The 12,640-nt window shown below is 72.9% G+C and carries 14 protein-coding genes and 1 riboswitch; of the genes, 10 read left to right on the forward strand and 4 right to left on the reverse strand.

Going from position 1 to position 12,640, the window contains the following annotated elements; translation table 11 throughout:
* The 4 genes from KS423_RS08155 to KS423_RS08170 form a co-directional block, all read left to right on the forward strand.
* On the forward strand, positions 1 to 632 hold a 632-nt coding region (locus KS423_RS08155), incomplete at its 5' end, for an AAA family ATPase (RefSeq protein ID WP_224276662.1).
* A gap of 79 nt (positions 633 to 711) precedes the next feature.
* Positions 712 to 1,521, forward strand: coding sequence for a DNA-formamidopyrimidine glycosylase family protein (locus KS423_RS08160; RefSeq protein ID WP_224276664.1), 810 nt, complete (start codon positions 712 to 714; stop codon positions 1,519 to 1,521).
* A 120-nt stretch (positions 1,522 to 1,641) separates the two neighbouring features.
* Positions 1,642 to 1,968, forward strand: coding sequence for a putative quinol monooxygenase (locus KS423_RS08165; RefSeq protein ID WP_224276666.1), 327 nt, complete (start codon positions 1,642 to 1,644; stop codon positions 1,966 to 1,968).
* Positions 1,969 to 2,038: 70 nt separating this feature from the next.
* Positions 2,039 to 4,048 (forward strand): AAA family ATPase, encoded by a 2,010-nt coding sequence (locus tag KS423_RS08170; protein WP_224276668.1) that lies wholly within the window; start codon positions 2,039 to 2,041, stop codon positions 4,046 to 4,048.
* On the opposite strand, the gene KS423_RS08175 is transcribed toward KS423_RS08170, so the two are convergent.
* Both KS423_RS08175 and KS423_RS08180 read right to left on the reverse strand, forming a co-directional pair.
* Complete coding sequence (locus KS423_RS08175; protein ID WP_224276670.1) at positions 4,045 to 5,718, reverse strand: hypothetical protein; 1,674 nt, start codon at positions 5,716 to 5,718, stop codon at positions 4,045 to 4,047. The two genes, KS423_RS08170 and KS423_RS08175, sit on opposite strands and share 4 nt — an antisense overlap.
* A gap of 68 nt (positions 5,719 to 5,786) precedes the next feature.
* Positions 5,787 to 6,170 carry a metalloregulator ArsR/SmtB family transcription factor gene (locus KS423_RS08180; protein ID WP_224276672.1) on the reverse strand — a complete coding sequence of 128 codons (384 nt, stop codon included), beginning with the start codon at positions 6,168 to 6,170 and terminating at the stop codon, positions 5,787 to 5,789.
* Positions 6,171 to 6,251: 81 nt separating this feature from the next.
* A riboswitch (cobalamin riboswitch) is annotated at positions 6,252 to 6,465 on the forward strand.
* A gap of 30 nt (positions 6,466 to 6,495) precedes the next feature.
* On the opposite strand from KS423_RS08180, the gene KS423_RS08185 reads away from it, so the two are divergent.
* Positions 6,496 to 7,611 carry a HoxN/HupN/NixA family nickel/cobalt transporter gene (locus tag KS423_RS08185; protein ID WP_224276674.1) on the forward strand — a complete coding sequence of 372 codons (1,116 nt, stop codon included), beginning with the start codon at positions 6,496 to 6,498 and terminating at the stop codon, positions 7,609 to 7,611.
* Position 7,612: 1 nt separating this feature from the next.
* Here the strand turns inward: KS423_RS08185 and KS423_RS08190 are convergent, their stop codons facing one another.
* The gene (locus tag KS423_RS08190) at positions 7,613 to 7,915 is read right to left on the reverse strand and encodes an EamA family transporter (RefSeq protein WP_374119919.1); all 303 of its coding nucleotides are present in this window, start codon (positions 7,913 to 7,915) and stop codon (positions 7,613 to 7,615) included.
* Between the two features lie 150 nt (positions 7,916 to 8,065).
* Here KS423_RS08190 and KS423_RS08195 point away from each other — a divergent pair, with 150 nt between their 5' ends.
* Positions 8,066 to 8,638, forward strand: coding sequence for an XRE family transcriptional regulator (locus KS423_RS08195; protein ID WP_224276676.1), 573 nt, complete (start codon positions 8,066 to 8,068; stop codon positions 8,636 to 8,638).
* Between the two features lie 63 nt (positions 8,639 to 8,701).
* Here the strand turns inward: KS423_RS08195 and rpmG are convergent, their stop codons facing one another.
* Positions 8,702 to 8,866 (reverse strand): 50S ribosomal protein L33, encoded by a 165-nt coding sequence (gene rpmG, locus KS423_RS08200; RefSeq protein ID WP_030056206.1) that lies wholly within the window; start codon positions 8,864 to 8,866, stop codon positions 8,702 to 8,704.
* A gap of 424 nt (positions 8,867 to 9,290) precedes the next feature.
* Here rpmG and KS423_RS08205 point away from each other — a divergent pair, with 424 nt between their 5' ends.
* From KS423_RS08205 to KS423_RS08220, 4 genes are all read left to right on the forward strand, one after another.
* The gene (locus KS423_RS08205; protein ID WP_224276677.1) at positions 9,291 to 10,397 is read left to right on the forward strand and encodes a Xaa-Pro peptidase family protein; all 1,107 of its coding nucleotides are present in this window, start codon (positions 9,291 to 9,293) and stop codon (positions 10,395 to 10,397) included.
* 80 nt (positions 10,398 to 10,477) lie between these two features.
* Complete coding sequence (gene efp, locus KS423_RS08210; RefSeq protein ID WP_224276679.1) at positions 10,478 to 11,041, forward strand: elongation factor P; 564 nt, start codon at positions 10,478 to 10,480, stop codon at positions 11,039 to 11,041.
* A 4-nt stretch (positions 11,042 to 11,045) separates the two neighbouring features.
* On the forward strand, positions 11,046 to 11,483 hold the full coding sequence (gene nusB, locus KS423_RS08215) for a transcription antitermination factor NusB (RefSeq protein ID WP_030290257.1): 438 nt from the start codon (positions 11,046 to 11,048) through the stop codon (positions 11,481 to 11,483).
* Between the two features lie 138 nt (positions 11,484 to 11,621).
* Positions 11,622 to 12,443 (forward strand): thioesterase family protein, encoded by an 822-nt coding sequence (locus KS423_RS08220; RefSeq protein WP_224276681.1) that lies wholly within the window; start codon positions 11,622 to 11,624, stop codon positions 12,441 to 12,443.
* The last annotated feature ends 197 nt before the right edge of the window (positions 12,444 to 12,640 follow it).

Consider the following 12,640-nt stretch of genomic DNA (forward strand, 5'->3'; position numbering starts at 1 on the left):
GCACCGGGCACTTCGTGCTGCCGTCCGGCGCGCCCGTCCAACTGCCCACCCACCCGCCGCAGCACCACGCGCCCACCGGGCCGATCGCCGTCCTGCTGATCGGACCGGCCGGGGCCGGCAAGACCACCGTCGCCCGCCACTGGGCCGAGCGGCGGCCCACCCCGACCGCGCACATCAGCCTGGACGACGTCCGCGAGTGGGTGCAGTCCGGCTTCGCCAACCCGCAGGCCGGCTGGAACAACTCCGCCGAGGCGCAGTACCGGCTGGCCCGCCGCACCTGCGGCTTCGCCTGCCGCAACTACCTGGCCAACGGCATCTCCTGCATCATCGACGACGCCGTCTTCCCGGACCGCCCGGCGATCGGCCTCGGCGGCTGGAAGCGGCACATCGGCCCCGGCATGATCCCGGTCGTGCTGCTGCCCAGCCTGGACTCGGTGCTGCGCCGCAACGCCCGGCGCAGCGGCAACCGCCGCCTCGGGGACGAGGAGGTGGCCCGCATCCACGGACGGATGGCCGGCTGGTACAACTCCGGGCTGCCGATCATCGACAACTCCTACCTGGACGTCGCCGGGACGGCCGCCGAGCTGGACCGCGTCATCCTGGCCCGGCTGATGGGCATTCCGGTCCGCTGACCTGCGGCGTCGCGGAGCTGTCGGAGCCGGCTGCGATGATGGACAGGTCCAGTCGAAGCGCCCGGAGGAGCTGACGCCCGTGCCCGAAGGCCACATCATCCACCGCCTCGCCGCCGAGAACCGGAAGGCCTTCGGTGGCCGCCCGGTGCGGGTCTCCAGCCCGCAGGGCCGGTTCGCCGACGAGGCCAAGGTGATCGACGGGCAGCTGCTCAGCGGTGCGGAGGCCACCGGCAAGCACCTCTTCCTCGGCTTCGAGGAGGGTGCCTGGGTGCACGTCCACCTCGGCCTCTACGGCGGCTTCACCTTCGGCACCGGCCCGGCGCCCGCGCCGGTCGGGCTGGTCCGGCTGCGGCTGGAGAACGCGGACGGCTACGCCGACCTGCGCGGCCCCAACACCTGCGCGCTCGTCACCGAGGACCAGAAGGCCGCCGTCGCCGCCCGGCTGGGCCCCGACCCGCTGCGCGCCGACGCCGACCCGGAGGCCGCCTGGCGCCGGATATCGGGCAGCCGGACGACCGTCGCCGCGCTGCTGATGGACCAGAAGGTGCTGGCCGGGGTGGGCAACGTCTACCGGGCCGAGGTGCTGTTCCGCCACGGTATCGACCCGCACCGGGCCGGGCGCGACCTCACCCGCCGGGAGTGGGACGTGATCTGGGCCGACCTCGTCGCCCTGATGCGCGAGGGCGTCACCGCCGGCCGGATCGACACCGTCCGTCCCGAGCACACCCCCGAGGCGATGGGCCGCCCGCCCCGGGTCGACGACCACGGCGGCGAGGTGTACGTCTACCGGCGGGCCGCCATGCCCTGCCTGGTCTGCGGCACCGAGGTGCGGACGGAGGAGCACGCCGCCCGCAACCTCTTCTGGTGCCCGACCTGCCAGGCGGTGTGAGCGGGGCCCGGCCCCGTGTCGTAGGCAGCCCTCTGACCTGCGACGATGGACGTCGTGCGCGCCGAGCCGCGTGCCACTGTCCGCACTGCCACGTGTGAACGTGGAGCGAAAGGAAGTCCCATGATCTTCATTACGGTCAAGTTCCCGGTCCGCCCCGAGCGCGCCGACGAGTGGCTGAGCCTGGTCGACGAGTTCACCCAGGCCACCCGCCGCGAGCCCGGCAACCTCTTCTTCGAGTGGTCCCGCAGCGTCGACGACCCCAACGAGTTCGTCCTGGTCGAGGCGTTCCGCGACGGCGACGCGGGCAAGGAGCACGTGGAGTCCGCGCACTTCGCCAAGGCCATGGAGGAACTGTCGTACGCGGTGGCCGCCAAGCCGCGGATCGTTTCGACCGAGATCCCCGGCCTGGACGGCTGGGCGGAGATGGGCGAGATCACCCCCCGGTGACACCCGAGGGCCCCTCCGGCCGGGTGCCCAGCCCGTAGGCTGGGGCCGACCGGCCGGAGGGAGCAGGCGGATGGAACGGCACGAGGTGGCCAACACCGTGTCAGGTGCCACGGTGGGCGGCCACGTGGTGCAGGCCCGGGACATCGGGTCGGTGCACTTCCACGAGCGGGAGCCGCTGCCGAGGCCGCATCAGATCCGGCCTCCGCATGGTCCCTTCGTCAACCGGGAGCCGGAACTCGCCGCGCTCGCGGAGGCCTTGGGTCGGGTCGAGGAGGGCGGACTCGGGGTCGTGGTGTTCACCGGCCTCGGCGGGGTCGGGAAGACCGAGCTGATCGCCAAGTTCACCGAGGACCACCGGGAGCACTTCCCGGGCGGGGACCTCTACGCCGACCTGGAGGCCTACCGGCACCAGGGCGGGGTGGACCTCCCCGAGCTGCTGGCCGGCTTCCTCCGGGCCCTCGGCACCGAGCCGCCGGCGGTGGAGGCCGAGCGGTTCACAGCCTTCCGCACCGCCACCGCCGAGCGCCGGTGCCTGTTCTTCCTGGACAACGTCGAGCACGCCGCGGAGGTCCGCGCACTGCTCCCGTCCAGCGGGCTGGTGGTGGTCGCGAGCCGGCGGCGGTTGCCCGCGCTGCGGACGGACGGCGCGCAGGTGCGCCGACTCGGGCCGCTGAGCGCGACGGCGGGCGCCGAACTGGTGCGCGGCTGGGTGGGCTCCGGGCGGGGCACCGACGGGGAACTGGCGGAACTGGTCGAGCTGTGCGGCGGGCTGCCGCTCGCGCTGAACGCGGTCGGGAGCCAGCTGCTGGACCGGGACAGCCTGCCGGTCGGCCGGGTGGTGGCCGAACTGCACGACCGGGAGGGCGGGTTGGCGGTGCTGGAGGACGAGGAGAACGATCTCGGCGCGACGTACGACCTGGTCTACGAGCGGCTGTCGGCACAGGGGCGGGCGCTCTACCACCTGATCGGGGTGCACCCCGGTCCCTTCGTGTCCGCCGAACTGGCACGTGCGGTCGGCGTCGAGCGGGCCGAGCGGGCGATCAAGGAGCTGCGTGGCGTCCACCTGCTGGACGAGGTGGTGGACGACGACGACCGCGAGAACCGCTTCCGGGCCCACGACGTGGTGCGGCTGCACGCCTACGGTCGGACGCGGGAGCTGTCCGACCGCGGGGAACTCCTCGCCGGTGTGGTCGCGTACTACCGGGGCCGGGCGTCGGTCGCCGACCGCGCGCTGGCCGGGAAGCGGCTCCGTCTGCAGGACCGGAGCGGTGACGACCTGCCCGGCTTCCCCTCCGGGACCGCGGCCCTGGAGTGGCTGTACGCCGAACGCGCCAACTTCCGTGCGGTGGTGGAGGAGGCGGCCGCGCAGGGGTGGCACGGCGAGGTGTGGCGGCTCTGCGAGTCGCTCTGGCTGCTCTACCACGGCCGGAAGCTCTACCAGGACTGGATCGCGACCCACCGGCTCGGCATCGAGTCGGCCCAGTGGGACAACCGGCCGGACGCCGTGGTCCGGATGCGCAACCAGCTCGCCCGCGCCCATTACGAGCGCAAGGAGTACCGGCTCGCCGCCGAGCAGTTGGCGCTCGCCACGGAGCAGGTGCCGCTGGTGACCGACCGTCAGGTGGTCGGGGTGCTCTACGAGACCGACGGCCTGCTCTGCCTGGCCGACGGCCGCCCGGGCGACGCGGTGGAGCGGTTCACGCTGGCCCTGGCGGAGAACCGGGGCGACGACCACGGCGAGATCGTCCAGAGCTACAACCTGGCGCAGGCGCTGATCGCCGACGGGCGCGCCGAGGAGGCGCTGACCGTGCTGACCGGGGCCACCGGGCGGGCCGTGGCCACCGGGGACGACGACATGCTGATGAAGCTGCCGCTGGTCCGCGCCCGGGCCCACCGGGCGCTCGGGCAGCTGGATCTCGCCGTCGCTCACGCGCAGGACTGTGCCCGGCAGGCCGAGAGGCGGAGCCAGTACGCGAAGGAGGCGCAGGCGCACACCCTGCTCCTCGCCCTCGCCGAGGAGCTGGACGACGCGGGGCTGGCCGAGCGCAGCCGCGAGCGGCTGCGGCAACTGGCGGGTTAGGGCCCCGTCCGGAAGGACACCCGGGTGTGGTGCCGGCCGGTGCGGACGGTGAGCCCGTGCTCGGGCAGGCCGGCCGGGTCGCCGCCGTCGGCGAGCCAGCAGGCCACGGCGGAGCCGAGCAGCAGCGGGTCGATGCCGGGGTCGGGGCAGCCCCAGTCCGGTTCGGCGCGGGCCTCCAGCAGCAGGCCGGTGCGCAGCCGGAGCAGGTGGCGGGCCGGGCCGAGGGCGGCCACCGCGACGGCGAGGCCGGGGAGTTCGGCGATGGTGTCGGCGAGCCAGCGGGTGGCGGGGCGTTCGGCGTGCACCGCGGTGCGGGCGAGGACCTCGGCGGTGTAGCGCAGGGCGTCGCCCGGGTGTTCGTCGGTCAGGGCGTGGAAGCCGCGCGGGGTGTGGTCGTTCGGGTCGAAGGGGTAGCGCCGGAGGCTGACGTCCGTGCCCCCGCTCGTGCCCTCGACGTCGTACGCGGTGGGCCCCTCGGTGGCCGCGGGGCATGGAACGGGCCTGGGGTAGGGCAGAAGGGCCGGTTCGTCCCGGGGTTCGTCCAGTCCCTCCAGGAAGGAGTAGAGCAGCGGGCGCAGCAGCCGGGCGGACTCGCCGCGGTGGGCGAGCGATCGGCCGGTGATGTCGCTCAGATCGGCCGGGTCCCGGGCCAGGACCAGTTCGAGTTGGGCGGCGAGGTCCCCGTCCGGGTCGAGGACGGGTGCGGCCTGGCCGAAGGCGTAGCTGGGGGAGCGCGGGTCGAGTTCGGCGGCGCCGGTGGCGACGAGCATGGTGCGGTGGTCCAGGGCGGCGCCGTAGACGGTGACCGAGCCGTGGTCGCCGATCACGCAGTCGGCGGCGACGAGTGCGGCCTGCCAGCCCTGGTGGGGCGGGATCAGGCGCAGGCCCATCCGGCGGGCGTCGTCGAGCAGCGCCGCGGGGTCGTGGCGGCTCCACACGTTGGGGTGCAGGACGACGGCCACCGTGTACTCGTCGGCGGGCAGTTGGCGGACCAGCCGCTGGGGCAGGTCGGGACGGCGGCCGAATAACGAGTGCTCGCTCCAGGTGGAGCTGACGACGACGAGCCGTCGGCCGCCGGTGGCGCCGAGCGCGGCGCGGTAGCCGTCACGGGAGCGCCGGCTACCGAGCATCCGGTCGAAGCACGGGTCGCCGACCACCTTGGCGACGTCGAGCGCCTCGGGGCAGGAGACCCGCAGCCGGTCCAGCTGTTCGGGGTGGGAGAGGCCGAGGACGTCCACGAACACCCGTCCGTGGTGGGTGAGTTCGTTGCGGGACAGGCCGGCGGCGCTGATCGTGTCGCCGGTGGACTCGGTGACCAGGCGGTTGTAGCCGGCGCCGTGCGGGAGGACGACGAGGCGGGCGTCCAGACGGTGCATGGAGGAGTGGACGGCGCAGGCGACGGCCAGGTCGAAGTGGCGACGGACGGCGTCCTCCCAGTCCAGCACGGTGAAGCCGGGCAGGCCGTGGAGGTACTCGTCCAGGGCGCGGTCGGCGAAGGCGGAACCGGGGTTGACGGTGAAGTAGAGGTCGATGCCGTGCGGGCTCAGCAGGGAGAGGACGTCCAGGACCCGGGTGGCGGAGGTGAGGGTGCGGGCGACCGCCAGCACGCGGGCCTTGACCGGGTCGGTGTTCCAGCGGTCGGCGGGCCAGGCGTGGGGGTGGGACGGCACACCATGATCGTACTGGCAGGGGCCGCCTCCGGCGCGCCGCACCCTTCCCGGGCCGGCGCGGGAAGGAGTCAGCCCGCGGCCGCGCTGGGTTCGTGGTGCTCGGCGGCGGCGCACTCGTCCAGGAGGGGGCGCATGGCCTCGTCCACGAGCCGGTAGCGCACCACTCGTCCGTCCCGGTCGCCGGTGACCACGCCTGCCGTGCGGAGCAGCCGCAGGGCCTGGGAGACGGCGGGGTCGCGCATACCGGTGGCGACCGCGAGGTCGGTGACGGCGAGCGGGCCGGCCCGGTGGAGGGCGAGCAGCAGGGCGAGCCGCCCGGGGTCGGCGAGCAGGGAGAACCGCTCGGCCCAGGACCGGACGTGCGCGGGGTCGCCGATCGCGGCGATGGCCTCGCAGACCCGGTGCCCGTCGATGGTGCGGTGGCCCGCGCGGTCGGCCGGTACGAGATGCATGCGGACATTCTTGCAGGCGCTCCGCTGTGATCCTGGACACCTGCGCAGGTGCGCAGCCTTGCACGGGTCGGGCCCGGCCCCTACGGTGTAGCCCGCCGTGGTGCTCGGGAAGACCGGTGACGGACCCTCAGGGGTCCCAGCCCGGAGCGGCCCTCGCCACTGTGATCGGGTCGTTCCTCCGCCTGCGGAGGAACGTCGTCCGTACCCACGGAGCCACTGGGCGCCTCGCGCGCCTGGGAAGGCGGGTACGGGCGTCCCGTAAGCCAGGAGACCGGCCACGGCATCTCACGAGGTTTTCCACGAGGTGCTGGAGCGTGATCCGCAGATGACCCTGCCCGAAACCGTTGCCGCCGGGGCGAAGGCGGCCCCTTCCGTCCTGCCCACCTTCAGATGGCGGCGCGAGGACACCGTCCGTACGGCCGGGTTGATGGTGGTGATCCTGGCCATGCACGTGGTGGCCTTCGGGACGCTGATCTTCCTGGTCGCACCCGAGAAGTACGCGGTCGGCACCCAGGTCTTCGGGGTGGGCCTGGGTATCACCGCGTACACCCTCGGCATGCGGCACGCCTTCGACGCCGACCACATCGCGGTGATCGACAACACCACCCGCAAGCTGATGGCGGACGGCAAGCGGCCGGTCTCGGTGGGCTTCTGGTTCGCCCTCGGACACTCCTCGATGGTGGTGCTGATGGCCGCCCTGGTGGCGGGCGGCGCGCAGTTGGCGAACACGCTGATGGACGACGAGTCGACCACCCACAAGTGGCTCGGGATGGTCGGTACGACGGCCTCCGGCGCGTTCCTCTACCTGATCGGCGCACTCAACCTGGCGGCGCTGCTCGGCATCCTCAAGGTGTTCCGGGCGATGCGGGCCGGGCGGTTCGACGAGAAGGAGCTGGAGGCGCACCTCGACTCGCGCGGCTTCATGGCCCGGGTGCTGAACCGGGCGACCCGTTCGATCACCCGGCCCGGGCAGATGTTCCCGGTGGGCATGGTGCTGGGCCTGGGCTTCGACACCGCGACCGAGGTCACCCTGATGGTGATGGCCGGCTCGGGTGCGGCCTCCGGCCTGCCCTGGTACGCGATCGCCTGCCTGCCGCTGCTGTTCGCCGCCGGGATGAGCCTGTTCGACACCCTGGACGGGACGTTCATGAACTTCGCGTACCAGTGGGCCTTCGCCAATCCGGTCCGGAAGGTGTACTACAACCTGACCATCACCGGTCTGTCGATCGCGGTGGCCTTCATCATCGGCACCATCGAGCTGGTCGGGGTGCTGCACGAGAAGCTCGGTCTGACCGACCCGGTCACCGGGTTCATCGCGGACATCTCGCTGGACAACGTCGGCTACGCCATCGCCGGGCTGTTCGTGGTGGTCTGGGCGATCGCGATCGGGTACTGGAAGCTGGCCCGGGTCGAGCAGCGCTGGACGCCCGGGAACTCGTGACTCAGGTGGCCGCGAGCAGCAGCGTGCCCGCGACGGCGAGCCCGGCGCCGACCGCCTGGACCGGGCGCAGCCGCTCCTTGAACACCCCGCGCGCCATCAGTGCGGTGACGACCGGGTAGAGCGAGGAGAGAACGGCGGCCACGGCGGCCGAGCCGCGGTGCGAGGCCATCGCGTAGACCCCGTTGGCGGCGACGTCGGCGAGCCCGGTCGCGGTGAGTGCGGGCAGTCGTCGGGCGAGCGCGCCGCCGCCGAAGTCGGCGACGCCCCAGAGCAGGCCGGCGGCGAGGGCGAGCAGGGCGGTCACCGCGAGGCTCCGCAGATCGAGGACAGCACAATGTACTCCGAAGTACAGTCGGATGGACTCGTTGCCGAGACGGCAGCGTAGTGCAATGAACTGAACTTTCCGAAGAATATTTTGTACTGTTCCAGCCAGTGGACACCGGAGGACTCCCGCGTGCCGGACCCCGACCTCGTCTCCCGGGCGCTCGCCCACAACCTCAAGCGGCTGCGCACCGAGCGCGGCCACACCCTGGACGCCCTCGCCGCCCGCTCGGGGGTGAGCCGCGGCATGATCGTCCAGATCGAGCAGGGCCGTACCAACCCGAGCGTGGCCACCGTGGTCCGGCTCGGCGACGCGCTCGGCGTCTCGATCGCCACGCTGCTCGACTACGAGAAGGGCCCGGACGTCCGGATCGTGCCCGGTGACCAGGTCGTGCCGCTGTGGACCGGGCCGTCCGGCGGGACCGGCACCCTGCTGCACGGGATCGAGGCGCCCGGGCCGCTGGAGCTCTGGGAGTGGCGGATGGAGCCGGGCGAGGAGTACTCCTCCGAGCCGCACCCGGCCGGGACGGTGGAGATCGTCCGGGTCGACGAGGGCGAGCTGACCCTGGTCCACGACGGTACGGACCATCCGGTGCCGGCCGGCGGCACGGTCTCCTTCGACGCCTCGTACGCGCACGTCTACCGCAACGCGGGGGAGCGGGTGCTGCGGCTGACCATGGTGGTCTCCGTCCCGCCGCCGCGCTGAGCCGTCGAGCGGACGGAACGGCGCCTCCCCGAGCCCGGGGAGGCGCCGTTCGTGTGTGCGGGGTCAGCGCTCCTCGCGGAAGTCGACGTGCCGGCCGGCCGCCGGGTCGTACTTGCGCAGGACCATCCGGTCCGGGTCGTTGCGGCGGTTCTTGCGGGTCACGTACGTGAAGCCGGTGCCGGCGGTGGAGCGGAGCTTGATCACCGGGCGCAGTTCGCTGCGGGCCATGGGGCGTCCTCCTGGGGTCCGGGGTTTCGGGTCCCGGGCGTCGGGCCGGGACCGTACACCGAAATGGAAGTCGTTTTCGCAGGGTCCAACGCGAGCCCGGCCCGGCCCATTCCCGGGCGCCGGGGAGCGCCCGTGTCCGCCCACTGTCGGCCCACCGGTCGCGCCCGGCTTCGGTGGCGCGATCCCGCGCCGCGGCGGGGCCTGCTCGACCCGGACGAGCGGTGAACGAGTGATGACGGACGGTGAGGGATGGGTGCCGCCGAGGGGCGGGGAGCCCTCGGTGTGCGGCGCGTGGGGGAGCGGGGGTCACGGCGCGTGTCCGAGAGTGACGGCGCGGTCGCGCAGGGGGCGTGCAAGGGGCACCGGGGGTTCTGTCGGGGGTGCTCGGCGGGCGGTTCGGGCCGGGGGTTCGTAGGCTCGACGCATGGCGGATGCGTACGCGGGGCGGCGGGAGCGGGTGAGGGAGCACTGCAGTGCGGCCGGGGCCGACGCGGCGCTGATCACCCGTGCGGCGAACGTGCGGTACCTGACGGGCTGCGCGCCCTGCGGGGCGAGCCTGCTGCTGACCAGGGAACGGGCACTGCTCGCACTGCCGGACGACCTGCCGCCGGACGACTCCGGGGAGCACCTGATCGCTCCGGACGTCACCCGGATGCCGGTGGCGGCCGGTTCGGACACCGCGCTGGCCGCCGCGGCCGCCGCCGTACGGGCCGGGGTGTCGGGCCTGGCGGTGGAGGAGCACGACCTGACCGTCAGCCGGCACCGGGCGGTGGGGGGCCGGTCCGAGGGGGCCCGGCTGGTGGACCTCGGGCAGACGGTCGAGCGGCTGCGGGTGATCAAGGACGAGCGCGAGATCGCCGACCTGCGGATCGCCGCCGAGATCGCCGACCAGGCGCTCGGCGAGCTGCTGGAGTCGATCCTGGTCGGCCGCACCGAGCGGCACCTGGCGATGGAACTGGAGCGCCGGATGATCGACCACGGCGCCGACCGGGCGGCCTTCCCGGTCTCGGTCGGCACCGGCAGCCACTCCGGCCAGGCCGCCCACCAGCCGACCGACCGCCGGGTGGAGGAGGGCGACTTCCTGACCGTGGTGATGGGCGCCCAGTACCGCGGCTACGGCGTCTCCACCGCCCGCACCTTCGTGATCGGCGCCACCCCCGCGCCCTGGCAGGTGGAGCTGCACCGGCTGGTCTTCCGGGCCCAGCGGGCAGGGCGGGAGGCGCTCGGACCAGGGGTGGAGCAGTGCGTACCCGACCGGGCGGCCCGGCAGGTCCTGGAGGCGGCCGGCCACACCGAGGCGTCCCCGCGCCCGGTGGGCCACGGCATCGGGCTGGAGATCCGGGAGGCGCCGCGCCTCGGCCCGTCGGACATGGGTAAACTGGACAGCCGCGTACCGGTCACCGTCGGCCCAGGGGTCCACCTCCCGGGCAAGGGCGGGGTCCGGATCGAGGACACGCTCGTCGTGCGCCCCCTCGAAGAGGGCGGGCCCGAGCTGCTCACCATCACCACCAAGGAGCTCCTCGCCCTGTGACCGCGGCCTCCCGGCGGCCGTCGGCGGCAGGACGCAACCCCTTGGTTCCTTGACAGCTATATCCAGGAGTAAGTGCGCCCGTGGCTTCCACGAACGATCTCAAGAACGGCATGGTCCTCAAGCTGGAGGGCGGCAAGCTCTGGTCCGTCGTCGAGTTCCAGCACGTCAAGCCCGGCAAGGGCCCGGCCTTCGTGCGTACCAAGCTCAAGGAGGTCCTGACCGGCAAGGTCGTCGACAAGACCTTCAACGCGGGCACCAAGGTCGAGACCGCCAACGTCGACAAGCGCGGCATGCAGTTCTCGTACAAGGACGGCGAGAACTTCGTGTTCATGGACATGGACACCTACGACCAGCTGACCATCGAGCCGGCCGTCGTCGGCGACGCCGCCAAGTACCTGCTGGAGGGCTTCGAGGCCCTGGTCGCGCAGAACGAGGGCTCGGTCCTGTACATCGAGCTCCCGGCCGCCGTCGAGCTGGTCATCTCCGAGACCGAGCCGGGCGTCCAGGGCGACCGCTCCACCGGTGGCACCAAGCCGGCCACCCTGGAGACCGGTGCCGAGATCCAGGTCCCGCTGTTCGTCGTCACCGGCGACAAGGTCAAGGTCGACACCCGCGATGGCAGCTACCTCGGCCGGGTGAAGTAAGTCCGTGTCGGCCGCACGCAGCAAGGCCCGGACCCGGGCCTTCCAGATCCTCTTCGAGGCCGACCACCGCGGGGTAGACCCGCAGCAGGTCCTCGCCGACTGGGTGGCCCGCGCCCGCGAGCCCAAGCCCGACGAGGGCACCCCGCAGGTCGGTGAGTACACCATGGAGCTCATCGAGGGGTACGTCCAGCACGCCCGCCGCATCGACGACCTGATCGAGCAGTACGCCGTGGGCTGGACGCTCGACCGGATGCCGATCGTGGACCGCAACGTCCTGCGGCTCGGTGCGTACGAGCTGATCTGGGAGGACGGCGTCCCGGACGCCGTCGTCCTGGACGAGGCCGTCGAGATCGCCAAGGAGTTCTCCACGGACGACTCTCCGGCCTTCGTCAACGGCATGCTCGCCCGTTTCCTCGAACTGAAGCCGAGCATCCGCCGGTAGCAGGTCGGCCCCGTGGACGGCCGTCGGACCCGAACAGGTGTCCGGCGGCCGTTCCGCGTTTCACCCGGGCGGCGTAAGGTGAGGGACTACTCGTCAGTAACTTGACGTCCGGAGCCACGCGTGAAGGCAGGTCCCCACATGACCACGGCGATCCGCAGCGAGTTCGACCAGGGCATCGCCCTGACCAGGCACCCCGAGGAGGCCGGCCGCTACGAGGCCGAGCTCGGTGCCGGCTGGCAGATCGGCGGCGGGGTGAACGGTGGACTGCTGCTCGCGGTGGCCGGACACGCGCTGTCGCTGGAGCACGGCATCCACCCGGACCCGGTGTCGATCAGTGGTTACTACCTGTCCGCCTCCGTTCCCGGCCCGGCCACCGTCCGCACCGAGGTGCTGCGCACCGGCCGCGGCCTGTCCACCGGCACCGCCTCGCTCAGCCAGGACGGCGTCGAGCGGCTGCGCGTGGTGGCCGGCCACGGCGACCTCGCCGACGCCGACGGCGAGGTGCGCACCAGCGCGCAGCCGCCGCAGCTGCCGCCGCCGGACCAGTGCATCGGCGTCGAACACGCGCCCAAGGAGCTGATCGCCCAGGCGGCCCTGTTGGAGCGGTTCGACCTGCGGCTGGACCCGGCCACCGTCGGCTGGGCGCTCGGACAGCCCTCCGGCAACGGGCGGATCCAGGGCTGGTTCCGGCTCGCCGACGGCCGCGAGCCCGACCCGCTGCTGCTCCTGCTGGTCGCCGACGCGCTGCCGCCGGTCACCTTCGACCTCGGCCTGCCGGGCTGGGCGCCCACCATCGAGCTGACCGTCCACCTGCGCGCCAAGCCCGTGCCCGGCTGGCTGCGGGTCACCCACGCGACCCGCAACCTGGCCGGGGGCTACTTCGAGGAGGACGCGGAGATCTGGGACGAGTCCGGCCGGCTGGTCGCGCAGTCCCGTCAGCTGGCCCGGGTGCCGCGGTAGGTCCGGCAGCAGTGCTATTACCGGTGGTTACATTCCTGTGACACGCCGTACGTGTGCGGCGCGCGCGGATGGGGAGGAAGACGGTCAGCGGCGAGCCCGCCGCTGACCGTCAACGATGACCCGACCGCCGAAGCCAGGAGCCATCCCGTGAGCGAGCGCAGCGAGCGAACAGTCGACAGGCGCGTGTGGGCGAATGC

Source organism: Streptomyces sp. LS1784, assembly GCF_020103755.1.
Taxonomy (GTDB): domain Bacteria; phylum Actinomycetota; class Actinomycetes; order Streptomycetales; family Streptomycetaceae; genus Kitasatospora.